Source organism: Paenibacillus sp. FSL K6-0276 (assembly GCF_037977235.1).
GTDB lineage: Bacteria > Bacillota > Bacilli > Paenibacillales > Paenibacillaceae > Paenibacillus_AQ.
Genome location: NZ_CP150276.1, coordinates 3,176,849 through 3,202,233 on the forward strand (window position 1 = coordinate 3,176,849; position 25,385 = coordinate 3,202,233).

Consider the following 25,385-nt stretch of genomic DNA (forward strand, 5'->3'; position numbering starts at 1 on the left):
GCATCTATCTAATAAAACTTAATTTTGATTGTTTCACTTATACATTTTAAAATTGAAGCGTTCAAAAATCAAGGAATAAAGCAGCATTAAAGTATTGTCTGGCTAGCGATTGAAAATAACAGGTCTGAACAGATATCGTCGCGATAAGCAGGATGTTGCGGACAGATTCTCTCTGAGATCTCGTAAGATGCGTCAGCCGATTGATCACACGATCTGTGGAACTTCTAAGAAGGGAATCTTCTTTCCAAGAAAACTCCTTGTGCAAAAGTTGATCTACTTTACATTGCGTCTGTATCGTTGGATTGCTCTTGATCTCTTCAAAAAGTTCAGCATATGCATAATACAGCTTAGCCGGTTCAATGAGATCGTCATCGTCCCGATCTGGATTCAAGAACATTAGCTGGAATAACTGACGTATACTTTCGAAATTAAGGGCTGATTTGAGATCATCGATAATAAACAGAAGCGCTGCCTGATTAATCGAATACTTCTTACCTTCTCTAGGAGAACCGAGATATTCCTTAAAGTCACGCTTAACCCAATTCTGCATAGTTGTAACGGTCAACGTGGAATACTCTATTAAATGGCCTAATGAGGCAATTTCACCGAGTGAAAAGCCTTTAACATGGTGGCCCTTAATGATCTTTTGTAAAATGGGTGGAACATCTGTAGATAAAAAAGCGGGTAGTGAAGTCCCCTTTTGTACTTCATCAAGATGAAATTTAGTCCATGCCTCTTGGAGGATATTCAGCGGTTTCCGGTCTGATAATCCGGTCAATGAGAGCAGAAGACTGGACATCTCCACACGAGTCAATGCAAATGATTCCATATCAGTTTCCCTCCACCATTTGATATTTTTCTAAAAAGTTCGTAGAATAGTTCATAAGAACTCATAATATGAGTATAACCTATTTTAGGAACGAAAGGGATGGTAAAGATTATATGGGTATAGGACTTAGTTTGACGTTGGTGGCTATTTTGATTATTTTAACCGCTTTTTTTGTAGCAACGGAATTTGCATTGGTGAGACTTAGAGGTAGCCAGATCAGTCAAATGGTGATCGAGGGTAAGAAAAATGCCTTAGCTGTACAGCGAGTGTCTGCTAATCTTGATGGATACTTATCCGCTTGTCAGCTTGGAATTACGATCACTGCGCTGGGTATTGGTGCATTAGCAGAGCCGGCGTTTGAGCAGTTGCTCCTTCCGGTATTCGACTGGGCTAATATTAGTTCAAGTGTAAGTCACCCTCTTGCGTTTTTATTCGCATTCATTATTGCAACATTCCTACACGTCGTTGTCGGGGAACTTGCTCCGAAGACGGTAGCTATAAACATTCCGGAAAAAATCGGTCAAATTACATCACCGCTGATTATTTGGTTCTACAGAATATTGTACCCTCTCATTTGGTTCATGAACGGTTCCGCAAATCTGCTTGTTCGCCTTTTCGGGATGAAGCCTGCAAGTGAGCATGGAGACGCTCATAGTGAAGATGAGATTCGTTTGATCTTGTCCGAAAGCTATGAAAGTGGAAAAATCAATAAAGCTGAGTATGGCTATGTAAACCGTATCTTTACTTTTGATGAGATGTTGGCCAAAGAAATAATGGTTCCACGAACTGATATGATATGTCTTTTCACCAATCATTCATTGAAAGAAAATTTCGAGATTATCCGTAAGGAACAATATACTCGTTTCCCGGTTGCTGAAGGAAGCAAGGATAATATCATCGGAATGATCAATACGAAACAGCTTTATTTACAATATGACAACAATCCTGATTTTGATTTCAAAGGCTTGATTCAACCTGTTCTGACAGTATCTGAGGTAACACCGGTCAAGAATCTTTTAACACGTATGCAAATGGAGCGGGTGCACATTGCCCTACTGCTTGATGAATATGGTGGAACGTCTGGACTCATCACGATTGAAGATATTTTAGAAGAAATCGTAGGTGAAATTCGTGATGAATTTGACGGTGATGAACGCAGAGACGTTGAGAAACTAAGCGATACAAATTATCTGTTCGATGGTAAGGTATCTCTTATTGAGGTCAAGGAACTCACCGGTCTTGATTTCGAAGATGAAGAAGTGACCACGATTGGAGGCTGGTTATACAGTCATATCCCAGATCCAGCCGTTGGCAAAAGTATTGTTCATGACCACGTAACCTTAATCATTCGTGAGATGAACAGATACCGTGTCCGCAAAGTTGAGGTCATCATTGAAAATGCTGGTGATACTAAATCGTCAGAGCTTGAGAATTCATAAGCTTTTACTCATAAAAAAGGATAGAGTCATCAGATTATATCTGATCCTCTATCCTTTTTTCTTTTATTAAGATCTTACTCATGTAGTATTCATCTACCCACTGTCCATCAATAACAAGAGATTTTCTTTTGGTCCCTTCGATTACAAACCCGCTTTTAATATATAGCTCTAAAGCCACTTGATTATGTGACATAACCGTTAGCTCAAGGCGAACAATTTCAGTATTCATAACCCATGTATTCATCTCTCGGAACAGACCTGCACCGATCCCCTTACCTTGATACTGTCTTAGAATGCCAATGACTATGTACGCACTATGGCGATTGCGTCTAACACTTCCACCTCTAACCGATAAGAAACCTACCATTCCTGATCCAACTGATGCTGTAGACGTAGTAATTCACATGCATCCTCCGGAATTAACTTTCTTAGCGTAATGATCATATCTTACTCCTCCGAACTGCAAGGTTCTTAACAACGGCAGACCATGATGACATTCCCATCAGGATCTTTAAAATTGAACCAGTGATCATGCTCGATATCCGTAAGAATCTCTCCACCGCTTGCCTTCACATAATCATAAGCAGCATCAATATCTTCGGTATTTAGATGGAAAGAGGGAATGTTAAGAACGGATTCTGAAGTGTAAATTTTACTATCTAATACGATTCCAGGTCCCTTCATGGGGATTACATATAAATGCCCGAATAATACGTCACCATCCAACGGCAACCCAAGCAATTGACAATACCATTCTTTAGATTTCTCAATATCCTTAACCGGAATAAAAACCGCACCAATCTTATTCAGAATCGGACTTGTCACCATTAAGAAAGCCTCCTCTTTAAAGTTGCAGAATAGGGTGTTATTCTAGAATAATTCGATAAAATATGTCAATTACCTCCCTCCATTTAGGGAAGGCCTGGTAAGTTGTGTTATAATTTTGTGAGCATTACTCTAATATCACGTATGTCAGGAGAATTGCATTGGCTAACCTGAACTTCGGTGGATTGAAATTAACTCCACCTAAAGTCTTATCACTAGGGTTTGTAATACTGATCGCTGCCGGAACTATAATGCTCAGTCTGCCGGCTGCATCAGTAGAGGAGAATATTTCTTTTATTGATGCATTATTCATGGCAACATCAGCAACATGTGTTACTGGTCTGGCAGTCGTTGATACGGGCACACAGCTGACTAGCTTCGGACAAGTTGTTCTACTCGTTTTATTTCAGTTCGGAGGACTGGGTTTTATAACGATGGCTACTTTGATTACTTTGGTCCTTAATAAACGAATATCCTTGAAAGAGCGAATCCTTATGCAAGAATCTATGAACCAGAATTCGATGCAGGGTATTGTACAGTTAATCCGCAGAGTCCTAATTTATTCCCTTGTCATTCAGCTTACAGGTGCCATCTTGTTTGCCGGTAGGTTTATGATGGATATGTCTTTCGGGAAAGCTATATATTATGGAATTTTCCACAGTATATCTATCTTTAATAATGCGGGATTTGATCTATTTGGTGACATTCATGGGCCCTTTAGTGGACTTACTCGTTTTGTAAATGATCCTATTGTCAACTTTACTTCGATGATCCTCATCTTTCTTGGAGGGATAGGTTTTATCGTCCTATCCGATATTTTGGACTTTCCAAAACGCAAAAAACTTACTCTTCATTCGAAGGTTGTTCTTTCGACCTCTGCGATATTGATTATCATTGGGTCTGCTCTATTTTTCTTGCTGGAGTTTAATTCTACGCTGAAGCCCTTGAGTGCAGGTGGAAAGATGATGGCCACCTTCTTACAAGCGATAACACCACGTTCAGGCGGCGTCACCACGATTGAAATTCCACTTATGCGAGAATCAACACAATTTCTAATGATCTTATTAATGTTTATAGGAGCTGCACCTGGGTCAACTGGTGGGGGAATTAAGATTACTACGTTCGCTGTTCTAGTGGCTGCGGTTTCCGCAAGATTAAGGGGTAAAGAGGATATTGTAATGTTTCGTTACCGGATCGCAAAAGAAAATGTCTATAGAGCTGTTACGATGACATTAATGTCTCTGATGCTAGTTGTCATCGCTACGATGTTGTTATCCTTGACAGAGAAGGCTGACTTCCTTGCTATACTTTTTGAAGCCGTATCTGCCTTCGGAACCTCAGGTCTCTCTATGGGTCTTACTCCAGAGCTGACTACAACAGGTAAAATACTCATTATTTTTCTTATGTTTCTAGGTCGGACGGGTCCACTTACTCTTGCTTATGCGCTCAAGCCTAAGGGTAGTAAGGAGCTTTACCGTTATCCTGAAGGCAAGATTACGATCGGATAAGGCTTGATGTAACCAGCGGCTAAAAATTTTGCCGCTGGTTACATCAAAACTGTATATTTTACTCTTCTACGATCTCTTGTTTATCCAGTGCAGCATCTAGCAACTGATTGTATACATCGTCATCATTCTCAAGCAGCGCGTCAGTTTCTAAGAACTGCTCTTCGCTCCCAGGCTCACCTGCAAAGCTTATACTGTAATCCCATTCCGTTCCTCTTGTACTGAAGAAAGTAATCTCATATGGAGCCTTATGGTTTTCGAGAGTAAATATCGTCCTCCCTACATAACTTCTATCCTCTTTACGGCTCATTTCAGCACTTACGATCTCTAGATTCATCCGCTTATCTTCCTTCCTTTCATCAAATCATCTACCCTTTCAGTATAGCATTGAAATGAACGTAATTCCTGCTCTTTGCATTGTAAATTCCACGTAATTGACTTTTTTCATCCGGCGGTTAATAATTTAGTACAATACTTGTAAAGTACCAAACTATTAGCAAATGGAGGAAATATCGATGACTGTTTTCGAGGCAAAACTTAGTAAATATGCAGATCTAGCTGTCCAGATCGGAGTTAACGTTCAACCAGGGCAAATTCTGGTGGTGAATGCACCGATTCTTGCGGCTGATTTCGTACGTCTGATTACCGCCAAGGCATATGCGATCGGGGCTAGTTTAGTTAAAGTGAACTGGAGTGATGCGAGCATTACGCGCCAGCAGTTTGAACATGCTGCTCCAGAAGTGTTCACTGAGCCTCCTACTTGGTACGCAGGAGAAATGACCGAATTCGCTGAGAAGGGTGCGGCTATTCTTAATGTGATCGCGGAAGATCCTGATGCACTTAAAGGCATTGACCCTGTGCGAATCTCCAATTATCAAAAAGTACGGGGAGCCGCGCTCACCAAATATCGTGAAATGCAAATGTCCGACAAAGTTAGCTGGAGTATTGTTGCTGTACCTTGTCAAGCATGGGCAGATAAAGTGTTCCCTAATGTTCCAGCTGAAGAACGTATAAGTAAACTTTGGGAAGCTATTTTCCACACCGTGAGACTAGACCGTGAAGATCCAGTAGCTGCTTGGCAGGAGCATCTTGATACCTTGGAGCAAAAAGCAGACGTACTCAATGCAAAAAAATATAAAAAGCTGCATTACATAGCACCTGGCACGGACCTAAGCATCGAGCTTCCAGAAGGCCATCTTTGGGCACAAGGAGACAGCATTAATGCTAAAGGTCATTCTTTTGTAGCCAATATGCCTACCGAAGAAGTATTTACCGCCCCTCTAAAGACTGGTGTAAATGGCACCGTACGAAGTACAAAACCTCTTAGCCATGGCGGCAACATTATTGATGGATTCTCTATTACTTTTGAGAACGGACGAATTGTAAGTGTTAGTGCAGAGCAAGGTCAAGAAGCACTTGAACACCTCATTAGTATGGATGAAGGAGCAAAATACCTCGGTGAAGTTGCATTAGTTCCTCATAAGTCCCCTATCTCTGAGTCCAATATTCTTTATTACAACACATTGTTTGATGAGAATGCATCCAATCACCTTGCTATAGGTATGGCTTATGCTTTCTGTTTAGAAGGCGGTAAGGATATGACTCCAGATGAGCTGATTGAGCATGGATTGAATAATAGTGTTACCCATGTGGATTTCATGATCGGTTCTGCAGAGATGAATATTCACGGGATAACTGCTGATGGAATTGAAGAACCTGTATTCATTAATGGAAACTGGGCGTTTTAATTACTACTAAATATGAAATAAAAGATTAGAGGTACTGGGAGGAGTAGAAACTATGTTGGATTTCAAGCAAAAACTGGAGAATTATGCATTACTAGCAGTGAAGATTGGGGTTAATATCCAACCTGGTCAGACCCTTGTTGTGAATGCCGACATCGTTTCCGCAGAACTAGTGCGTCTTGTGGTACGCAAAGCCTATGAAGCGGGCGCGAAGCTAGTCAAGGTGAATTATAGTGATGAGGTTGTTATACGTACGCGTTATGACCTTGCTCCATCCGATTCCTTCTTGGAACCACCGAAGTGGCAAGCAGATGAATTGGAAGATCTGGCTAAAAAGGGTGCAGCATTTCTAACGATAACCTCTACTAATCCAGATCTATTGAGTGGTGTTGAGGCAGGAAGAATTGCTGATAATCAGCGGATCTCTGGACAGACATTAGCTCCATATCGTGAATTGTTAATGGGGAATCACGCAAGCTGGAGTCTTGTGGCCTTCCCATCATCATCTTGGGCGGCTAAGGTATTCCCTGAAGCTTCATCTGATCAGCAAATTGAATTGCTATGGGATGCTATCTTTAAAGCCACACGTGCGGATCAAGCCGATCCTATTGAAGCGTGGAGCCATCATCTGGATGGCCTAAAAGCGCGTTGTGCTATCTTGAATGATAATAAGTTCCGTAAACTGCACTATACAGCTACTGGAACAGATTTAACGATTGAGTTACCAGAAGGACATATTTGGTGTCAGGCCGGAGCTGTCAATGGCAACGGTGTCCCTTTCCTCGCCAATATCCCTACAGAAGAAGTATTTACTGCCCCACTGAAGTCTGGCGTTAATGGTAAGGTAAGTAGCACTAAGCCGCTTAGCTACGGTGGTAAACTTATTGATAATTTCACCCTTACCTTTGAGAATGGTAAAGTGACGGATTTCACCGCTGAAAAAGGTTCAGAAACACTGGCTTCCCTTATCGCTTTGGATGAAGGTTCTGCCTATCTAGGAGAAGTCGCTCTGGTGCCTTTCCACTCACCGATCTCCGAGAGCGGTATTCTATATTACACCACGTTGTATGATGAGAATGCCTCCTGCCATTTGGCTTTAGGTGCAGCGTATGCCTTCACCCTTCAAGAAGGTACAACAATGACCAAAGAACAATTGCTGGAAAAAGGGATGAATCAAAGCCATACCCATGTTGACTTTATGATGGGATCACCCGAAATGAACATAGATGGGATTAAGGATGATGGAACAACCGTACCTATCTTCCGTGACGGCGATTGGGCTTAGATTGTTCACATTAACTCTTAGATAGATCAAATGCCAAACAACCTGCTTTGCTCCTCCTCCAGAGGACAAAAGCAGGTTGTTTGGCATTGTTTTCTAGATATCAAAAAATAAAATGTCCAAATTTGAATAAAAGTTCAATAATTGTTCACACTATTGTTGATTTCCGTTCACAAATATGTCACAATACAATTAAGGATTTAATTTCCAAGGAGGGGATTATCATGTTGAGAGACCCAATATCCAATGAAATTGACAGCGATGATGAAGAACAGCTAGAAATTCAAGCACCGGTGGATTCAAGAATTGTTGCATCTAATGCAATCAAATATACCGCCTATGTTATGCTGTTTTTCGGATTCTTGTATTTCCTGATTGCTTACTTAGCACCAATGTTGGAACAATAATCTGATGGATATGACTTTATTAGAAAACGCTTACGGTTAATCACTCTCATTGAAGAGAAGTGATTAACCGTTTTTATTTAAATATAAGAACAATTTATAAATTCCACAGTTAATTGTTATTATATTTCTACGAGAAACGGTTGTCGTCTTTAAGGGATTACAACGTCGTTTCTTATTATTTCCATGAGAATGCTTTGTTCGTCCAAGCTATTGCTGTAGGCGACCATACGCCATTCATTTTGGAATGTAACCAAGCTATAGCCTCTTCTCTATCGCCCTCACATACGGAAAGACCGTTATCTTCCATCCAGTGGTTTACGGTCTCAAACGAGGTACTACTCCAGCCATTTTTCTCACCTTCTGCATTTTGGCGTTCTTTTACACCTGAAATAACGATGTCCAGCGATGCCTGAAGCTCCGTAACCGCATTATCGAATACCGTTTTCTTTTCTTTTGCTTTCATATCAGCTTCAGCACGAAGTATACGCGTATCAATCCCTTGATGTTCACGGACAATTTGAAGTAAGGTCACTGCTTCTCTGCTTGCCAATCCGTCATTGTAACGTTCTTCTATAGATTTAGCACTTCCTACTGCTGCAACAAATGCTGGGAACCACTCGCTAGAGACTAAGATAGCTTTTTTCTTAACAAACTTGCCGTATCCAGCCAGGCCTTCACCAGGAAACCTTACACGCCATGACCACGGGTCTAGCTCTGATCCCGTATGCCAATTCTCCGCTTTAGTTAATCCGTTTAAAGATGGGTGCTCAGGAATCAGGCTTGCAAGCGGTAAAATCCCAACCTTGGCAACAATTTCTGCTGTTTCCTCAAAAGTGGTGACACTGCCCTCTTCATATCCCTTATACTTCATTAAATCATCTCCTATGTACTCCATTATTTAGATTTCATATTTCCGATCCCGGCAATAAAAGTACTGATGAGGCGAGATAGACTTATATTGGTATCAAGCACCATTCCGAAACCGCCCTTTTGCTCTAAAGAGGCGAAACCATGCAGAATGCTTCGTAACCCGCGTACTGCATGAATTTCTCCCTCCTCACCCAATTGATAATCCTGCATCACATGAATAATAAGCTTCAAAATATGATCACTTGCCGCTTCCAGCTCCGTATTTGCCTGTTCAGGCGCTCGCAGCGTAGTCTCATATAAACCAGGGCGACTCCTAGCAAAATCCACATACGCTCGGCCCATCGCCTGTACAGCAGCATCTCCACTAAGCTCTTTAGCCGCGTTGGTCATGGTCGTGGAAAGCTCGCCAAGTCCATAAATCGCAAGTTGTGTGCGCAAATCCTGCAGCCCGTTAATGTGATTGTACAGCGACGGAGAACGAACACCCAGTTTGTTAGCCAAAGCGGCCAAGGTCACGGCTTCTATTCCTTCATGATCAGCAATTTCTGCTGCTGCAATAACTAGCGTACGACTATCTAATCCCGCTCTAGGTGACATTTAATTACTCCTATCTTGAATCATCTGTGCTTTGTGTATAGCTTTCTCCATGGTTTGGACTGGGTTTTTAAGCAAGTTTCCATGCCCAGTAGCCAGTAAAGTCGGTGAAGCCTTCAGAAGCTTATTAGCACTATTCAGTGCTTGAGCTTTATTCCAGGTCGCCATAGACGGAAACGGAAACCAAGGAATTACGGTTCCTGACACTGCGGTTCCTCGAAAGGTTTGAAAAGCATCTCCAACGATAACAGCGCCGCTCCGTGAATCAACGAAAGACATAGAGCCCGGGGTATGACCAGGGGTAAGAATCGCTGTCAATGAGCCAATGGTATCGCCATCATAGAGTAATATATCTGGCTGTGTAGATATCTTCTTGGGAACGCCCCCCTTAATAGGGGTCTGAGGTTCTCCCTCCCGAAGAGAATGATCTCCGCGAAGTAATGCTGCATCTCTCTCTGAGATGTACACCTGAACCTCTGGAAGCAGCTTCTTTAGCTCATCCAATGCACCTACATGATCGCTATGAGCATGAGTTAATACAATACGAGTGATCTTCTTACCTAACTTCGCAGAGGTATCTATAATTCCTTTCCTTTTACACTAAACGGCATTGCCGCATCTATCAAAGTCAATCCATCTTCTTCCCCTATGATGTAACAATTCACAGGAAACAATCTTGGCATCCAAGTCAGCTGTAGTAAATGTCCTTCATGTGTTACTCTCATCATTACCCCTCCACAAAACTAATGGTATTAGCTTAAATATAAACTAATGACATTAGTTTTACAAGAGTGAATATCAATTTCACTTATCCATCTAGATTTTTATCCACATTTTTGTTGGATCTTTTGATTAAGAACCACATCCCCCAAGTGATCCCAACGAAAAAAATAACCGCTCCAACGAGCGTGCTCAATATACTTTTACTAATATCCACCTCCCCAGGCTCTCTAAGATCAGATAGGAACATTAACACGGCCCATATTAACGTGCTGACAACTCCCCAAATTAAATTGATTTTTTTAAACTGTCTGACATCCCCTTCCTTACTCGGTAGCAGATATATTCCATCTTTGACGGAACGAACAGTAATATACAAGCAGCCTACCATCACAATCACGAACGTATCCAACCAATATTTAATGTCCCATTGCAGGATAAACACTTTAACAAAAAGACTAACCATTAGACCCACAAACACAATCAAAAACCCATGAGAACTAAACTTTTGAATTTCTGTGATAATCCGCTCATCTTTAATCCTTGTCCTTCTCACCCTTATTCCTCCCAAAAAATATCGTCTAATGACGTATTTAGCACCTTACAGATGGCTATACACAACCTAATCGTTGGGTTATAGTTCCCGGCTTCAATCAGCCCGATCGTCTGTCTTGTAACCCCTACCGCTTCAGCTAACTGTTCTTGGGAAAGATTCTTTTGTATACGAGCCAGTTTCAACTTGATGTTCTTGTTCTCCCCCACTCTATTCCCTCCCTTATATCAATCCATACCGTTTTATCCCAATGTAAATTATATCGGTCATTATGTACATTATATATTGCATTCATCACAAACTGATTCTAGAGTAAAGGGCTGAATAAATTCAGCCCCTCCTCATCAAACCGTACGTGAGGTTTTCCCTCATACGGCTTTCCGATGTTCGTCATTCATGGGCGTGCGGATTACAATAGCGTTTTAAGTCCATGTTGTAAGGCGATATATTTAACCTCAGATAATGAACCTATCCATCTTTTGCGTTGTCTCTTCTTTGCATACCACCGTGTTAACCGCCCCAAAATATACCAGTCTAGTTTTGCTAACTTCTTTTGGCTATAGTTCGTGTAGTAATAATTTCTCCATCCTTGAATCTTGGGATTGAGCCATTCTACATGTTCCTCGAACGATCTTGAACGCATGCTCGGCGGTGCCAATCTTTCTTTGACCACCTCACGAATACGTTCCTCTGCCTTCTGTGTTAGCCACTGCTGCGTGGTGTAGTACACCTTACCTTGGGATGTTTCTGCTTTGGTTTTCCGGTGGTGCATGCCTAAGAAATCGAATCCTTCGTTTCCTGTCCACAATCCTACAATGCGAGTTTTGGTCGGGTGTAGGGTCAACTCCAGACGTTCCATAATCGTACGTATAAGCTTATACGCATGTTCTGCGTCCTTTTTGGTTTTGCAAACCACTACAAAGTCGTCTGCATACCTCGTGAGTTCTCCTATTCCTTTTCCGTGTTTCTCCCAGAGTTGGTCGAAGTAATTTAGATAGATATTCGCAAGGAGCGGTGAAATCACTCCTCCTTGCGGTGTCCCTAAATCCGAACGTCTTACCGTTCCTTCTTCCAAAACTCCTGCACTCAGCCACTTTCGTATTATTTTAAGTATCCGCCTGTCATTGATACGCATCTGTACCAATTTCATTAGCTTCTCTTGATTAATATTGTCGAAGTAGCCTTGGATATCGACGTCGACTACCCAATTTCCTTTACGGTTGCAGGCTTTTCGGATTCTATCCAACGCACCTTTAGCACTTCGTTTCGGACGAAATCCGAAGGATACTTCCTCAAAGTCTGCTTCAAAGATGGGCTCAATCACGAGTTTGGTTGCCATCTGTATGACTCGATCGCGTACGGTGGGTATACCCAGTGGCCTTTGCTTCCCGTCTTTCTTCGGGATATAGTGTCTCCGTACAGGTTGTGGATGGTAGTTGCCTTCTTTGAGCTCTCGCTCACATGCCTTGAGAAACGGTGTTTCTCCTTGTTCCTCAATATCTGCTAGCGTCACCGCATCTATTCCTGCGGCACCCTTATTGGCTTTCACTCGTTTCCACGCTTCACAGTACATCCCACCGATAAATCTTGTCATACAACGCATGGAATTTACGCTTTTTGTTCTCCTTGGCCGCATGACCTAGCTTTTCTTGGAGTTGTTGAACTTTTTCCTTTGGTGTCGTTAGCCCTTTGGCATTCACTCACTCGTACCTCCTCCAAAAGTATAAACAAAGCAGGGCTCCTTCCCTCCCTAAGGTTATGTTGTCCTTAGGTTCTTCGGTACTATGAGCCCCTCGGACTCCCTTCCTGCAGACCATTCACTTCACCTTTTAGGCTTATAGAATGTCTCTTTACGGGTTCCTAAAAAAAAAAAAAAAAAAAAAAAAAATCCGTGCAGGGGAGGGTCTCCCCAGTTCACTGCATTATCTTTCAGCCCATGCCGTTCCCTATACGCCGGAGGATTCTTCACTGTTGACCCAAGTTCTTTACAGCTTCCTTGGCCTTCGTCTATATGCGCGAGACTCGGCAGCCTCTCTTCCCCTTTGCAGGGCCTTTTTGACGACGCGGCAGGATTCACTTCATGTTGCGGCCTGGGTTGTTGCTCGCCCGGTCTCTGACCGGTACTTTTGTCGATGCGCTTTTACACACAGATTTCGCCATGCGTAAGCATCCTAGCTACAAAGGTGGCTTGGCCCCTCCTTTGATTGGACTTTCACCAACTAGATAATGCGTGCCTCTGGGCACGCCGCAATAAAAAAAAGCATCCCAATGGATGCTCGTTTCCCTTATTCCACTACACCGTTCTCTGGATAGCTATCAACGATCTGCAGTAACTCCGAAGCATCCGTCCGTGGACGGCTGTCTGGCACAGTCTCCGGGTATCCAGCATGGATCATAGCAATGATCTTCTCACCTGGCTTCACACCAATTTTGTTACGGAATTCAGGAGAATAGATGTAAGGATCCGTCTTCCAAATCGTTCCTACGCCTTGTTCCCAAGCTGCTAGCTGGAAGTTCTGCACAAGTGCGGACGCTGCTGCAAAATCCTCATCCCACTCTCTCTGCCGAGGATCCTCGGGGATGACCACAATTAATGTCAAAGGAATGTTGGAGATATATTCTTTACGTTTAGCGGCTACTTCTGGATCAGCTATCGCTCGTTTCACGAAGGAAAATGCGGCCTCAGCCAAGAACTTTGAACCTTCACCTTGAAAAGCAATAAATCTCCACGGCTCACGCAGATCATGATTCGGTGCCCATACGGCTACATTCAACAATTCCTCTAATAAACCTTGAGGTAATAGATCTTTTTTGAAAAGTTTAATGGAGCGACGTTCTTTAATCACATTAGCTACGCTATTTTTTTGAGTCGGTTGAGTTTGTGTCATCAGATCCACTCCCTATAATAATGATAATCATTATCGCAAATAATACAGTATCTCTCTACCTTTTGCAAATAACAGGAAATAAGAAGAAACGACGTTGTCGTCCTTTAAAGCGACATCCGTTCCTTGTAGAAATATAAGAATGTTATAGTTGTGCAGCATATAAACTCTTATATTTACAAAAACACCGTCCCCTAAGGAACGATGTTGAAGTGACTCAGCCGAAACGACCCGTGATATATTCTTGTGTCATTTGATTCTCAGGATTTGTAAAGACCTTATCCGTCTTATCATACTCTACAAGAGATCCTAGATAAAAGTAAGCTGTATAATCAGAAATCCGTGCAGCTTGCTGCATGTTGTGTGTCACAATTACAATGCGAAGCTCCTCTTTCAACTCCTTGATTAGCTCCTCTACTTTACCTGTGGAGACCGGGTCTAGTGCAGAAGCTGGTTCGTCCAAGAGTAGAATTTGTGGGTTAACCGACAACGCTCTTGCAATGCAAAGGCGCTGCTGTTGACCACCGGACAGCGCTAGCGCTGAATCTTTTAACCGATCCTTAACTTCATCCCACAGTGCTGCTTTACGAAGGCTGCTCTCAACAATCTCATCGAGTGCTTTTTTCCCTTTAATCCCATGATACTTAGGTCCAAAAGCGATGTTATCATAAATAGATTTATAGAACGGATTCGGCTTTTGCCAAACCATGCCGATCTTCTGACGCAGTTTGATAACGTCTGTGCCAGGAGCATTAATATCTACTCCATCAATCCAGATGCTTCCTTTGGTTGTTGATCCGGAGATTTCGTCATTCATCCGGTTCAGTGAACGAAGAAAGGTTGATTTACCGCAGCCGGATGGGCCGATCAGTGCAGTAACCGTATTTTCAGCAAAAGGAAGACTAATACCCTTCACTGCCTCATATGTTCCATAATAAATACTCAGGTCCTCGGTTTGAAAAGATTCACGCACTGCTGTTGCCGACGTTCCCATCGATTACTCCTCCTACATCTCTACTTTAATTTTTAGGAATTAGTTCATTCTTTTTGAAGCTGTAAGCTTACGATAAATAAATCTTCCGAAATAACGTGCTGCCAGGTTGAAGATTAATACCATAATTACAAGTACTGCAGAAGCTCCCGCAGCAATTTGCGCAGCATCAGGAGCAATTCCTTCACTGTTTACCTTCCAGATATGAACAGCCAGTGTTTCTGCTGGACGGAAAGGATTCAGTGGTGAGTTTGGACTAAGTGGATTCCAGTTGGTGAAATCTAGTCTTGGACTACTCATTCCTGCAGTGAACATCAACGCGGCTGCTTCCCCAAAGACACGGCCAGCGGACAAAATAGTACCGGTAATAATCGTAGGTAATGCTACTGGAAACAACACGGAGGTTACGATTTTCCACTTGGACAATCCTAGCGCAAAACCAGCTTCTTTTTGTTGCTTCGGAACACTACGGAAAGCTTGCTCAGTAATCCGAACCATCAACGGTAGATTAAAGACCGTCAATGCCAACGCACCAGAGATTAAAGAGAAGCCTAGATTGAAATAGTTAACAATCAGCAATAGACCAAACAAGCCGACTACGATTGAAGGGAACGAAGATAATACTTCAACAATTAAGCGAATAAAGCTGGTGATTTTACCTGGACGAGCATATTCAGCCATGTAAATACCGGCTCCCAATCCAAGTGGTACTGTAATAATTAGCGTCAATACTAACAGGAATATGGAGTTAAATAGCTGAGGGCCAATCCCTCCACCTGCTCGGATTTTTTGCGGTGCCGAGAATAGAAAATCCCAACTAATATGACTAATACCTCGAAAGAGGATATATCCCAATAGACCAACAAGAATAGCTACGATGAGCATTGCGAAAAATACAATAAGGCTTGTGGCAATTTTATTTACGGTTCTCGGCTTCAAATTTTATTTCTCCTTTCAAGCAGTCTCACAAAGAAGACAAATACAAAGGTCATTAGCATAAGAACCAGTGCCATACTCCACAGAGCATTATTGTGCGCAGAGCCCATGGTTGTGTTCCCCATTCCAAGCGTAATCACACTCGTCAGGGTAGAAGCTGATTCAAAGAGTGATTTAGGTACGAATGGCGCATTCCCGATAACCATCTGTACAGCAAGGGCTTCACCGAATGCACGTGCCATCCCCAGAACAATACCTGTCATAATAGCAGGAAACGTTGTCGGAATAATCACTCGAGAGATCGTCTGCCACCGGGTAGCACCAAGCGCATAGGAGGATTCCTTTAAATTTTGCGGCAATGAAGCCAGCGCGTCTGCAGCCACGCTTGTAATCGTCGGAAGAATCATGACCGAGAGCACAAGCGCGCCTGCAGCTACCCCGATGCCTTGACCAGGCAGGTTGTTGCGTAGAAACGGTACAATAACACTTAATCCGATGAAACCATAAACAACTGAAGGGATACCTGCCAACAGCTCAATCACTGGCTGAAGCAATTTTTTTCCCCATCCTGGAACAATCTCAGTCATGAATAGTGCAGCGCATAGGCTAAGTGGACTAGCAATCAATGCTGCAAGCAAAGTGACCAAGAAAGATCCTGCGATAAACGGAAAAGCACCAAAGGATGGCGTATCTGCTTCAGGTGACCACTTCGTACCGAATAGAAAATCAGAAACGCTAACATCGCCACTTGTGAAAGTTGAAATGCCTTTAGACGCTACAAAATATACCATCGATACAATGATTGTTATCAATAGCAGTACACAGAAGGACATATATGTACGTCCCACAAAATCTTCAATATGATGTTTCTCGATGCGTGAGTTCTTTAGTTTCACCCTCAATTGCTCCCTCTTTCTAAAGTGAAAAGAGAGGCAGATGTATCCGCCTCTAATCACTTGAGATTCTAATCCTTACTAATTACTTAGCTGTAACATTTCCTGCAACGTCACGTGTTACTTGCATTTTCACTGCTGGAATATACCCAAGCTCAACGACTTCACCTGTTTGTACTTCGTCTGTTAAGAAAAAGTCGAGGAATGCTTTTACCGTTTCATTAGGTTCGCCGTTTGTGTACATATGCTCGTAAGCCCATACTGGATATTTACCAGAAATAACATTGTCTACAGATGCTTCTACACCATCGAGGCTAAGTGTTTTGATGGAATCATCAAGGTATGAAAGAGCCAGATAACCGATAGCTCCTGGAGTTTCTCCGATCATCTTCTTAACGGTACCGGAGGAATCTTCTTGAATAGATCCTGGGATATCTTCAGTTTTTGTTCCTAAAGCATAACTTTCATAAGTTGCACGTGTACCGGAGCTTCCTGGACGATTAATGATTTGGATTTTTTGATCCGCTCCACCAACTTCTTTCCAGTTAGTGATCTTTCCTGTGAAAATGTCTAGAAGCTGTTGCTTAGTCAAGCTATTCACACCAGCATCAGGATGTGTTACAGTTGCGATCGCTACTACAGCTACTTGATGATCTACGAGTGCTGCTGCTTTTTCTGCATCTTTATCTTTTAGTTTTTCCTCTGCGAATACGTCAGAGTTTCCGATGTCTACTTGCTTCTCAGCAACTTGAGTCAGACCAGTACCACTACCGCCGCCTTGAACTTGAATGTCCACACCAGCATTTTTATCCATAAAATTCTCAGCAACCAGCTCAACCAATGGTTGTAGTGCAGTTGAACCTGAAGCTAGAATCGAACCACTTATTTTAGCACCGCCACTTCCTTCATTTGTAGCTGCAGCGTTTCCTCCCGTTTTGTTTCCTCCACCATTACCGCAGGCCGAAAGTGCCAGTACGCTTGTTAAAGCCAAAGTCATAATCCATGATTTTTTTAATTGCATTGTTTTGTCTCCTCCTAAATGTTTTGTTAGCATGGCTTCCTCATACAGATCGTACAAAACTGGCTTCGAAAGCTTTAACATGGTGTTCTGGAGCTTTGGCCCCCATATGCTTGTTTACTGTAAAAGTTCATCGAACGCATATGTTGTTGTCCGGAGCTTCTTGGCTCCTCTGACTCTTCTTATTCTAGAGCTCGTTCGTTAGAGAAACTTCTTAACTTTGTAAAGCCAACGATAAAAATACCAATAGAAACTATATATATGTATAGATATAATCTATAATGGGGATATAATTTGTTATCCAACTAAGCATTATGCGGAGGAAAGTCATGAATATTATGAAATTAAAGATCGTTATACTACTTGAAAAATATAAAAAAGTAACCGATGTAGCTGCTGAATTAGGCCTTAAACAACCTACCGTGTCTTTTCATATGAAGAATCTAGAGAATGAATTTGGTACTCCTTTATTCCTATATCGAAGTGGACGAGTACTGCTCACAGATGCTGGACGGGCCTTGTATCAATATGCTATCAAGATCGTCTCACTCACAGCCGAAGCTGAACGTACTGTAAAGCAGTTTTCTTCCCCTACACAAGGTACATTAGAGCTGGAAGCAAGCTATATTCCTGCAACTTATATTTTACCTAAAGCGCTAATCCAATTCATGAAACTATATCCGGGGATTAATAATTCAATGACCATCCAAAGTGATACTTTGTTACGAGAACGGCTCCGGAGCCGAGAAATTCAAATGGCTATTTTACACACTTCAGATTGGCATGATGAATCCTTTAACTTTCAGCTCATTGTCCGCGATGAACCTGTGCTTATTTTTGCACCTGGACATCCATTTGAGAACATAGGGAAGTTAACACCGGAAAAGATAGCGCTTGAGCCTTGGATTCAGTATGAGGTTGGTTCTTGTTTACGGGGATTTGCGGATCAATGGGCACAGTTAAATCATATAAGGTTGTGGAACCGATCAGAGTTGAATTCACCTGAGACACTTAAGAAGTTAGTCAGCCAGGGGGATGGAGTAGGAATTTGTTCTAAGGCTAGTATTGAAGCAGAACTTGAATTGGGTCGTCTTTGTTATACTCCTCTGCCAGGAATTTTGCCTGAGAGCGGTGGTTTTGTTCTGGCTTGGCGAAAAGATCATATATTAACACCGTTGCAGCAATCATTTTCCGAAATATTAAACGACTCCAGTAACTAAAATAAGGGAGCTCCCAAAGCCATAACGGTTTTGGAAGCTCCCTTATTTAAAATATAGAAAGTATAAGTTTCACACTATACTTATCCTTATATTTCTCGCATAAACGCTTACCGTCCTTTAGGGACGTCGAAGGCGTTATTGCTTACTTATTCTATGAAGGGAAACATTAACTTTTCATTCTCGCTTGTGTACATATTTTCCTTCGTAATGAATTCGGAGCCTGTATCCATAATAGGATCTACTTTGTTACCTGAAACGACCTCAAGTGCGGTTTTCACAGCCAAATACCCCATAGTAAAAGGTTTTTGAATTACCGTTCCCAGCATAATTTCTTTCTCCAGCAACTGAACTTCACTACTGGAATTGTCGAATCCAACCAACTTCACTTTTGATTTTAGGCCCATATCCATAATTGCCAGACCCGCACCTAATGTAGATGGCTCATTTAGGCCAATAATTCCCTTTAGTTGTGGCTGATTCTTTAGAAGGTCAATAGTTAATTGGTATGCCTTCCGCGAAGATCCGTTACTGTAAAGGGTATCATGCACATGATTAACTCCATTCTGAGATAACGCATCCCGAACCCCTTTCTCCCTCTCTATAGCTGTAGCGGAGCCTTGTACAAAATTAATAATGGCGACTTGATCGTCGCTATGAATATTTTTAATCAACTCCTGCCCTGCTTTACGTCCTGCTTCGTAATTATCTGTGGCGATAAAACTCTCTGATACACCGCCATTCAGTCCCGAATCCACCGTAATAAGAGTGATGCCCGCAGCCTTAATCTGCTCTGCAATCGGAACGAGACGATAATAATCGGTAGCAGCCAAAATAATGGCATCGGGCTTCTCCTGAATCGCCTGTTCTAGCAGTTGTATCTGCTTATCCACATCTAGCTCGGTATCTGTTCCTACCATATGTACATCTGCACCGAATTCCTTGGCAGCAGTCGCCACACCTTGTTTCATCACTTCCCAGAATTCAATACTACTATCGATGGTCTTAGGAACGTAGATAATAGTTCTGACCTTGGTACCAAGTTCATTCGTAAACATACGATAGCCTACCCACCCAAGCGCTACAATGAAGAATAACAGTAGAGCAGACAGGCCTATTTTTGACCAAAGTGAGCCCATTAACTCTCCTCCTCATAGAGCGCTGGAATACTTAACGTAACCGTCGTCCCTTCTTCCATTTCGCTTGCAAAAGACAAACCATAATGGTCCCCGAAATAAAGCTGAATTCGATGGTTCACATTCGCGACTCCTACACCACTGCCACTCTTATAATCTGCCTTTTGAAGCAGTAACTTGCCAATCTGCTCTGTATCCATGCCGACACCATTGTCAATAATCTGAATAATAATATCGCTTTGCTCTCTTTTGCCCCTAATCAGAATGTGACCTTGTTCAGGATTATGCTTTATGCCATGATAGATTGCATTTTCAACTAAGGGTTGAAGGACCAATTTCAAAATACTGCATTCAAGAATATCTTCATGAACCTCTATAGAATAAGTGAATTTATGGCGATAGCGCATGTTCTGGATCGTTAGATAGTGCCGAATATGCTCTAGTTCTCTTGCGATCGGAATCAATTCCTCGCCCTCTCCGATCGTAGAACGCAGCAGCTTCGATAGAGATGAGGTCATTTCGACCACCTCCTCCATCTTTCCAGTCTCTGCCATCCAGATGATCGAGTCTAGCGTATTATACAAAAAGTGGGGTTTAATCTGAGCTTGGAGTGCCTTCAACTCACTCACACGTTTCATCTCTTGCTCCATGACAATCTGACTCATCAACTCCTTAATCTTCATGATCATAAGATTAAAAGTTCGGGCAAGCTTGCCTATCTCGTTCGTGCTTTCAATCTCCACACGAATGTCGAACTCTCCTCGTTCCGCTTTTTTCATGTTCATTTCCAGTTTCTTGAGCGGTTTGGTCAGAGCGTACGAGAGGAACACGGATGTTGCCATAGCGAAGATCAGACTTACTGCTCCCCACAGGGCGGCGGTCCCTTGCATCCGCTGTTTGTTAGCAACCAGATCATCTGGATAGGTAACCCCCACAATCTTCCAGCCAAAGCTGGTTGTATCCACGGTGTACAGTTTCTGTTCGTCCCCAGTGTTAACCGTAACTGATCCACTCTTAATCCCGAGAACCGTTTCCAATTGCTCAAACTTGAGCTGCGAGTAGATCAGTTGCTGTTGAGGATGATAGACCAGGCTCCCCGCCGGATCTACGATGAATACATAACCGCGCTTTCCCAGTTCGATTTGTTTGCACAGATTATTAATAACGCTGTAATTAAGATCTACGAGTAGCACACCCTGTCGTTCTGCTTCCATTTCGGAAAAAGTATCCAAGAGCTTTCTACTGATCGACACTACCCATCGGTATTCATCCTGAAATAGGTGCTGTACATGCGAGGAGGAAACAGCAACTCCGGTCTGGTTCATAGCTTGCTGATACCATTCTTGAGAAACCAACTCGGGAAGCGGTTTCAAAACTGCATCCAGTCGATCTGAAACCGTTATTCCTTCCGAGCTTGCATACACTATAGAAGAAATATCGGTGCGGGACTGGACTACAGAACGAAGATATTGGCTTGCTAACTGCTTATCCTTGGCCTCTCTTTCTTGCCCCGAACTCGAACCTTTCACATACTTTTCTAGATCACTGCTAGTTAACACCAATGCAGCAATACTCTCCATATTGCTAATGTAATTCTCGATGTTCAGTTTTACTTGTTCTATTAATTGTGAAGTGTAGGCTACGGAATTCCCCATGACAGCGGCTGAGGAGAGCCGATATGAAGTATAGCTCAGCACGATAGTCGTACAGAGGATAAGAAGTGAAAATGAAATAGCAATATTAGTATGAATACTTCGACTTCGAAAGAAGCGATGACGTTTCATAGAGGGAGATTCTCCTTCTGTCGCTGTCGATATTCCTTCGGTGTGATCCCTACATTACGTTTGAAAATAACACTGAAATACTGTGGATCAGCATAGCCAACTCTAGCAGCGATATCATAAGTCTTCAACTGTGTGACTGCAAGGAGTTCTTTAGCTTTATCCAAACGGAGACGAGTTAAATACTCAATAAAAGTCTCGCCGGTATGCTGTTTAAAAGTCGCACTGAAATAACTGATGCTCATAAAAATATGGCTACACAGCTCATTGAGTGAGAAGCTGTCATTACAATAATTATCTCGAATATAAGCTTCCGCGGCTTTCATCTGAGAAGTCCTAACTGTTGTTCTTTGTTCCGATAGCTTAAGTATCAGCTCATGGCAAGTTCTCTCTAGATAATTCCTAGCTTCATCTAAAGTCTTTAGGGCAGCAACCTCTGCGAACATATCTTGAGAAACAAGCACTGTATTAGGGAATCCGATATCCACTACATAATTCATTAGAGAGACGAGCATCTGGTAGATGCTACTGCGGCAGCCTTCTATTGAGGAGCTATTACTCTTTAGTTCCTGAAACCATTTGGAGAGGACCTCCGAGATCGCTGAAGCTTTACCTGTCTTCAATGCGGATATGAATTGCTTTTCCCATGATGAGAAATGTGCTTGATCCAATCCTTTACCAAACTCAAGATCCTGAATGGAGATAACCTTATCTATGCCTAAAAGATATCGATATTCTATCGATGAAATCGCTTCCTGGAAAGATTGTGGTATTTGCTGCAAGCCAGAGTATTTTCGACCGATGCCGATGGTAGCCGTCAGCTTCAAATATTTGTTCAAGCTGGTCTGAACTTGATCCGCGAGAAGCTGTGTTGTGACTTCGATCTCTTCTGAATCCCCTGATAATATCGCGGCGAGTTTACCATCTCTCGTCTGAAACACAACGCCTCCCTGCTCCTTCTCAAGTTGCTCCTGCACAATGTTAAAAGCGGCAAAACGAAGTAGCTCTGCATCAGAAGCAATGTCCTGGCTCCGATTCTCCATTTCTATATCTATTACGATTGCAAGCTTAACCGCACCCTGCAACTGTATATGAAAATAATTCATTTTATTCTCGATCTCTTCGTTTTTCATACGAGTAGTAACAAGTTTCTCCAGAAATCGTTCGCGGAGCAAAGGAAAGCTCTGATTTAATTGCATGCGAAGCTTAGCGATATTGGCTTTTTGTAAATGCTCTTCATCCAAATCCTGCTTCATTTTGCTTAGAAATTCGGCAAACTCACGGGCATTAATCGGTTTTAACAAATATTCAGTCACCTTCAAGGTTATAGCCCGCTTGGCGTATTCGAAGTCTTCATATCCAGTTACGATAATGACCTTCATGTCCCGATAACGTTCCATTACAGCTTTGGCCAATCCTAATCCATCCATAAAGGGCATGTAAATATCTGTAATAATCACATCTGGTCGATACTGCTCGATCGCTTCAAGGGCATCTCTGCCGTTATCGAAATCACCAACAAGCTCAAAACCATATTTGTTCCATGATATCTTCTGTTTGATCCCCTCACGAACCTCATCTTCATCATCAACCAGAATAATCTTATACATCCAACACCTCCTAAGCTATTAACGCATCCATTCCTCTTAATGTAAATGTTTACCTTTTTGTATAAGCATAATAGAGGTTGCCTTTGTGAGGCAACCTCTATTATTAATATCTCCTATTCGTATAGCAGAGGTTTGATTTCATCGGAATCAATATTGTTCTTATCATACCAGTGAAACCCGGTGTCAATATTCTTTTCTACGGTCTCCCCTTTAATCGCCTGAACAGCTGCCTTCACTGCTTGATAACCAATACCAATGGGATCCTGTGTAACAGCACCAGCCACAACACCACTACGAATTGCGTCCATTAACTGTTTACCGGAGTCAAAGCCGATGACCACAATCTTTCCACCCATCTGCAATTCATTTACCGCATTAGCCACACCTACTGCAGAACCTTCATTTGAGCCATAGATCCCTTTAAGGTCTGGATTGGCCTGCATCATCGCTTTAGCTAGATCCGTGGATTTCAACTGATCTCCACCGCCATATTGCGGCTCTAACACTTCAATATCTGGATATTTCGCTTTCATTTGTTCTAAGAAGCCATCACGACGCTGTTGTCCTGTGCTACTTGTTTGGTCATGTACGACTAGACCTACTTTGCCCTTCTTGCCAACCAACTCAGCCATTTTATCAGCTGCCAATGCTGCTGCCGCTTTATTGTCAGTCGCTGCTGTTGCTACAGGGATATCGCTGTCTACTCCAGAGTCAAAGCCAATGATTGGAATATTGTTTTCCTTTGCTTTTTCCAGATAAGGAATCGCTGCTTTGCTGTCCAGAGCTGCTAATGCGATTGCTGCAGGTTTCTTGTCTAGCGCCGTCTGCAACATTTCAATTTGTTTATCTACCTGACTCTCATTTTCAGGTCCTTCAAACGTGATCTCGACGTTAAACTCCTTAGCAGCCTTCTCAGCTCCTTGCTTAACCGCTTGCCAGAATTGATGCTGAAATCCTTTTGAAATGACTGGGATATATGGTTTGTCTGAACCGGATGCACTCTTTTTGCTATCACTGTTGTTACAAGCACCAAGTAAGGTAGTAGCCAGTAACAAACTGGCAATCATGATAATCCCTCTGCGACGCTGTTTCATTTAATATTTCCCCCTCGTCATTTGCTTTGTATATCACTCCATATGGAGATAATACCTCGTTCATTGCTTCCGTCTGCGCAGAATATCAGCATATACTGCTATGATGATGACTACACCAACAATGACTGTTCGCCATTCCTGTGCAACGGACATAATCTGCAAGCCATTTGTCAGTACACTCATTATCAGTGCACCGATAATCGTACCCAGAATAGAACCGACGCCCCCACTTAAAGATGTACCTCCAATTACAACGGCTGCTATGGCTTCAAGCTCATAACCAGTACCAAGTGACGGCTGGGCTGAATTAAGTCGGGATGCCATCAGGATACCAGCGATTCCACTGAAGATCCCTGTAATGGTATAGATCACAATTTTCCATTTGACCGTATTCACACCTGATAAGCGAGTCGCTTCTTCATTGCTGCCAAGTGCAAAGTTATAGCGTCCAATAATTGTTTTCGATAAGATGACGCTTGCAATAACACCGAGCAATAGGAAGATTACGATGGTATTAGGAATGCCAGGGATCATCTTGCCCATTGCAATCTTGGCAAATATCGGATCATCATTGAAATAAATCGGCTTGGCACCCGTTATGACAAGTGACAATCCCTTAGTAACCATCATGATCGCTAGAGTAGCGATAAAGGGCGGAATACTCATCTTCGCCACCATCAAACCGCTTATAAATCCACACAGTGCACCCGCTAGAATCCCGCCTAGAATTCCAAGTGGAACGGGTAGTCCCCAGAATGTAATGATGACACCAACCATCACCGAGGAGAAGGTCATCACAGTTCCCAAAGCTAGGTCGATTCCACCCGTAATAATTACAAAGGTTGCTCCTAGCGCTAATACTCCGATTACAGCTGTAGAGACGAGAATACCCACTAGATTAGAGAACTGAAAAAAGTTACTTGATGCTACGGAAAATACGATGACCAATATGATCAAACTTGCGAATGCCAATAATTTTTGTTTGAATCCTGATTGCCCCCCGGTTTGCTTCGAGCCGATAGGTTGGCTAATCACTTTATTTGCGATCCTCATAA

26 protein-coding genes and 1 pseudogene are annotated in these 25,385 nt (G+C 42.5%); 6 read left to right on the forward strand and 21 right to left on the reverse strand.

What is annotated here, in order from left to right; translation table 11 throughout:
- Positions 1-61 precede the first annotated feature (61 nt).
- Positions 62-829 (reverse strand): DUF1836 domain-containing protein, encoded by a 768-nt coding sequence (locus MHH52_RS14995; RefSeq protein WP_340003398.1) that lies wholly within the window; start codon positions 827-829, stop codon positions 62-64.
- Positions 830-942: 113 nt separating this feature from the next.
- On the opposite strand from MHH52_RS14995, the gene MHH52_RS15000 reads away from it, so the two are divergent.
- Positions 943-2,268, forward strand: coding sequence for a hemolysin family protein (locus tag MHH52_RS15000; RefSeq protein ID WP_340009662.1), 1,326 nt, complete (start codon positions 943-945; stop codon positions 2,266-2,268).
- Positions 2,269-2,302: 34 nt separating this feature from the next.
- Here MHH52_RS15000 and MHH52_RS15005 read toward each other — a convergent pair whose 3' ends face one another.
- Positions 2,303-2,635, reverse strand: a complete 333-nt coding sequence (locus MHH52_RS15005; protein ID WP_340003399.1) for a GNAT family N-acetyltransferase — start codon at positions 2,633-2,635, stop codon at positions 2,303-2,305.
- A 104-nt stretch (positions 2,636-2,739) separates the two neighbouring features.
- Positions 2,740-3,093, reverse strand: coding sequence for a VOC family protein (locus MHH52_RS15010; RefSeq protein ID WP_340009664.1), 354 nt, complete (start codon positions 3,091-3,093; stop codon positions 2,740-2,742).
- A gap of 161 nt (positions 3,094-3,254) precedes the next feature.
- Between MHH52_RS15010 and MHH52_RS15015 the strand changes: the two genes are divergently transcribed.
- The gene (locus MHH52_RS15015) at positions 3,255-4,601 is read left to right on the forward strand and encodes a TrkH family potassium uptake protein (RefSeq protein WP_340003400.1); all 1,347 of its coding nucleotides are present in this window, start codon (positions 3,255-3,257) and stop codon (positions 4,599-4,601) included.
- A gap of 58 nt (positions 4,602-4,659) precedes the next feature.
- Here the strand turns inward: MHH52_RS15015 and MHH52_RS15020 are convergent, their stop codons facing one another.
- Positions 4,660-4,935, reverse strand: a complete 276-nt coding sequence (locus MHH52_RS15020; protein ID WP_313637280.1) for a hypothetical protein — start codon at positions 4,933-4,935, stop codon at positions 4,660-4,662.
- A 178-nt stretch (positions 4,936-5,113) separates the two neighbouring features.
- Here MHH52_RS15020 and MHH52_RS15025 point away from each other — a divergent pair, with 178 nt between their 5' ends.
- The 3 genes from MHH52_RS15025 to MHH52_RS15035 all read left to right on the forward strand — a co-directional run bounded on the left by MHH52_RS15025 (position 5,114) and on the right by MHH52_RS15035 (position 8,032).
- A complete protein-coding gene (locus tag MHH52_RS15025) occupies positions 5,114-6,346 on the forward strand; it encodes an aminopeptidase (protein ID WP_340003401.1) in 1,233 nt (410 codons plus the stop codon).
- Positions 6,347-6,398: 52 nt separating this feature from the next.
- Complete coding sequence (locus MHH52_RS15030) at positions 6,399-7,628, forward strand: aminopeptidase (RefSeq protein ID WP_340003402.1); 1,230 nt, start codon at positions 6,399-6,401, stop codon at positions 7,626-7,628.
- Between the two features lie 221 nt (positions 7,629-7,849).
- A complete protein-coding gene (locus tag MHH52_RS15035) occupies positions 7,850-8,032 on the forward strand; it encodes a hypothetical protein (RefSeq protein WP_313637288.1) in 183 nt (60 codons plus the stop codon).
- 175 nt (positions 8,033-8,207) lie between these two features.
- Here MHH52_RS15035 and MHH52_RS15040 read toward each other — a convergent pair whose 3' ends face one another.
- From MHH52_RS15040 to MHH52_RS15095, 12 genes and pseudogenes are all read right to left on the reverse strand, one after another.
- On the reverse strand, positions 8,208-8,903 hold the full coding sequence (locus tag MHH52_RS15040) for a hypothetical protein (RefSeq protein WP_340003403.1): 696 nt from the start codon (positions 8,901-8,903) through the stop codon (positions 8,208-8,210).
- A 23-nt stretch (positions 8,904-8,926) separates the two neighbouring features.
- Complete coding sequence (locus MHH52_RS15045) at positions 8,927-9,499, reverse strand: WHG domain-containing protein (RefSeq protein WP_340003404.1); 573 nt, start codon at positions 9,497-9,499, stop codon at positions 8,927-8,929.
- Positions 9,500-10,221: pseudogene (locus MHH52_RS15050) on the reverse strand (MBL fold metallo-hydrolase).
- Positions 10,222-10,304: 83 nt separating this feature from the next.
- Positions 10,305-10,772, reverse strand: a complete 468-nt coding sequence (locus tag MHH52_RS15055; RefSeq protein WP_340003405.1) for a DUF6773 family protein — start codon at positions 10,770-10,772, stop codon at positions 10,305-10,307.
- Between the two features lie 2 nt (positions 10,773-10,774).
- Entirely contained in the window at positions 10,775-10,978 is a 204-nt protein-coding gene (locus MHH52_RS15060) for a helix-turn-helix transcriptional regulator (protein ID WP_313637294.1), read from the reverse strand.
- 200 nt (positions 10,979-11,178) lie between these two features.
- On the reverse strand, positions 11,179-12,363 hold the full coding sequence (ltrA, locus tag MHH52_RS15065; RefSeq protein ID WP_340003406.1) for a group II intron reverse transcriptase/maturase: 1,185 nt from the start codon (positions 12,361-12,363) through the stop codon (positions 11,179-11,181).
- Positions 12,332-12,469 carry a hypothetical protein gene (locus MHH52_RS15070; RefSeq protein WP_340003407.1) on the reverse strand — a complete coding sequence of 46 codons (138 nt, stop codon included), beginning with the start codon at positions 12,467-12,469 and terminating at the stop codon, positions 12,332-12,334. Before MHH52_RS15070 ends, ltrA begins: the two co-directional genes overlap by 32 nt.
- Positions 12,470-13,054: 585 nt before the next feature.
- A complete protein-coding gene (locus tag MHH52_RS15075) occupies positions 13,055-13,657 on the reverse strand; it encodes a nitroreductase (RefSeq protein ID WP_340003408.1) in 603 nt (200 codons plus the stop codon).
- 214 nt (positions 13,658-13,871) lie between these two features.
- Positions 13,872-14,648, reverse strand: coding sequence for a phosphate ABC transporter ATP-binding protein PstB (gene pstB, locus MHH52_RS15080; RefSeq protein ID WP_313637298.1), 777 nt, complete (start codon positions 14,646-14,648; stop codon positions 13,872-13,874).
- A gap of 39 nt (positions 14,649-14,687) precedes the next feature.
- A complete protein-coding gene (gene pstA, locus MHH52_RS15085; protein ID WP_340003409.1) occupies positions 14,688-15,584 on the reverse strand; it encodes a phosphate ABC transporter permease PstA in 897 nt (298 codons plus the stop codon).
- Positions 15,581-16,483, reverse strand: coding sequence for a phosphate ABC transporter permease subunit PstC (gene pstC / locus MHH52_RS15090; RefSeq protein ID WP_340003410.1), 903 nt, complete (start codon positions 16,481-16,483; stop codon positions 15,581-15,583). Before pstC ends, pstA begins: the two co-directional genes overlap by 4 nt.
- A 76-nt stretch (positions 16,484-16,559) precedes the next feature.
- Positions 16,560-17,495 carry a phosphate ABC transporter substrate-binding protein gene (locus MHH52_RS15095; RefSeq protein ID WP_340003411.1) on the reverse strand — a complete coding sequence of 312 codons (936 nt, stop codon included), beginning with the start codon at positions 17,493-17,495 and terminating at the stop codon, positions 16,560-16,562.
- 326 nt (positions 17,496-17,821) lie between these two features.
- Here MHH52_RS15095 and MHH52_RS15100 point away from each other — a divergent pair, with 326 nt between their 5' ends.
- Entirely contained in the window at positions 17,822-18,712 is an 891-nt protein-coding gene (locus MHH52_RS15100) for a LysR family transcriptional regulator (protein WP_340003412.1), read from the forward strand.
- 146 nt (positions 18,713-18,858) lie between these two features.
- On the opposite strand, the gene MHH52_RS15105 is transcribed toward MHH52_RS15100, so the two are convergent.
- From MHH52_RS15105 to MHH52_RS15125, 5 genes are all read right to left on the reverse strand, one after another.
- Positions 18,859-19,848, reverse strand: coding sequence for a substrate-binding domain-containing protein (locus MHH52_RS15105; RefSeq protein WP_340003413.1), 990 nt, complete (start codon positions 19,846-19,848; stop codon positions 18,859-18,861).
- On the reverse strand, positions 19,848-21,629 hold the full coding sequence (locus MHH52_RS15110) for a sensor histidine kinase (protein ID WP_340003414.1): 1,782 nt from the start codon (positions 21,627-21,629) through the stop codon (positions 19,848-19,850). Before MHH52_RS15110 ends, MHH52_RS15105 begins: the two co-directional genes overlap by 1 nt.
- Entirely contained in the window at positions 21,626-23,236 is a 1,611-nt protein-coding gene (locus MHH52_RS15115; RefSeq protein WP_340003415.1) for a response regulator, read from the reverse strand. The genes MHH52_RS15110 and MHH52_RS15115 overlap by 4 nt, the downstream gene beginning before the upstream one ends.
- A 113-nt stretch (positions 23,237-23,349) precedes the next feature.
- A complete protein-coding gene (locus MHH52_RS15120; protein ID WP_340003416.1) occupies positions 23,350-24,330 on the reverse strand; it encodes an ABC transporter substrate-binding protein in 981 nt (326 codons plus the stop codon).
- A gap of 60 nt (positions 24,331-24,390) precedes the next feature.
- A complete protein-coding gene (locus tag MHH52_RS15125; protein ID WP_340003417.1) occupies positions 24,391-25,383 on the reverse strand; it encodes an ABC transporter permease in 993 nt (330 codons plus the stop codon).
- Between the last annotated feature and the right edge of the window lie 2 nt (positions 25,384-25,385).

Coding starts and splice junctions, on each gene's coding strand:
- MHH52_RS15105 (WP_340003413.1), bottom strand. CDS start 19,848: ATGGGCTCACTTTGGTCAAAAATAGGCCTGTCTGCTCTACTGTTATTC.
- MHH52_RS15075 (WP_340003408.1), bottom strand. CDS start 13,657: ATGACACAAACTCAACCGACTCAAAAAAATAGCGTAGCTAATGTGATT.
- MHH52_RS14995 (WP_340003398.1), bottom strand. CDS start 829: ATGGAATCATTTGCATTGACTCGTGTGGAGATGTCCAGTCTTCTGCTC.
- MHH52_RS15120 (WP_340003416.1), bottom strand. CDS start 24,330: ATGAAACAGCGTCGCAGAGGGATTATCATGATTGCCAGTTTGTTACTG.
- MHH52_RS15025 (WP_340003401.1), top strand. CDS start 5,114: ATGACTGTTTTCGAGGCAAAACTTAGTAAATATGCAGATCTAGCTGTC.
- MHH52_RS15020 (WP_313637280.1), bottom strand. CDS start 4,935: ATGAATCTAGAGATCGTAAGTGCTGAAATGAGCCGTAAAGAGGATAGA.
- MHH52_RS15115 (WP_340003415.1), bottom strand. CDS start 23,236: ATGTATAAGATTATTCTGGTTGATGATGAAGATGAGGTTCGTGAGGGG.
- MHH52_RS15110 (WP_340003414.1), bottom strand. CDS start 21,629: ATGAAACGTCATCGCTTCTTTCGAAGTCGAAGTATTCATACTAATATT.
- MHH52_RS15100 (WP_340003412.1), top strand. CDS start 17,822: ATGAATATTATGAAATTAAAGATCGTTATACTACTTGAAAAATATAAA.
- MHH52_RS15125 (WP_340003417.1), bottom strand. CDS start 25,383: ATGAGGATCGCAAATAAAGTGATTAGCCAACCTATCGGCTCGAAGCAA.
- MHH52_RS15035 (WP_313637288.1), top strand. CDS start 7,850: ATGTTGAGAGACCCAATATCCAATGAAATTGACAGCGATGATGAAGAA.
- MHH52_RS15045 (WP_340003404.1), bottom strand. CDS start 9,499: ATGTCACCTAGAGCGGGATTAGATAGTCGTACGCTAGTTATTGCAGCA.
- MHH52_RS15040 (WP_340003403.1), bottom strand. CDS start 8,903: ATGAAGTATAAGGGATATGAAGAGGGCAGTGTCACCACTTTTGAGGAA.
- MHH52_RS15095 (WP_340003411.1), bottom strand. CDS start 17,495: ATGCAATTAAAAAAATCATGGATTATGACTTTGGCTTTAACAAGCGTA.
- MHH52_RS15000 (WP_340009662.1), top strand. CDS start 943: ATGGGTATAGGACTTAGTTTGACGTTGGTGGCTATTTTGATTATTTTA.
- pstB (WP_313637298.1), bottom strand. CDS start 14,648: ATGGGAACGTCGGCAACAGCAGTGCGTGAATCTTTTCAAACCGAGGAC.
- MHH52_RS15005 (WP_340003399.1), bottom strand. CDS start 2,635: ATGGTAGGTTTCTTATCGGTTAGAGGTGGAAGTGTTAGACGCAATCGC.
- MHH52_RS15030 (WP_340003402.1), top strand. CDS start 6,399: ATGTTGGATTTCAAGCAAAAACTGGAGAATTATGCATTACTAGCAGTG.
- ltrA (WP_340003406.1), bottom strand. CDS start 12,363: ATGACAAGATTTATCGGTGGGATGTACTGTGAAGCGTGGAAACGAGTG.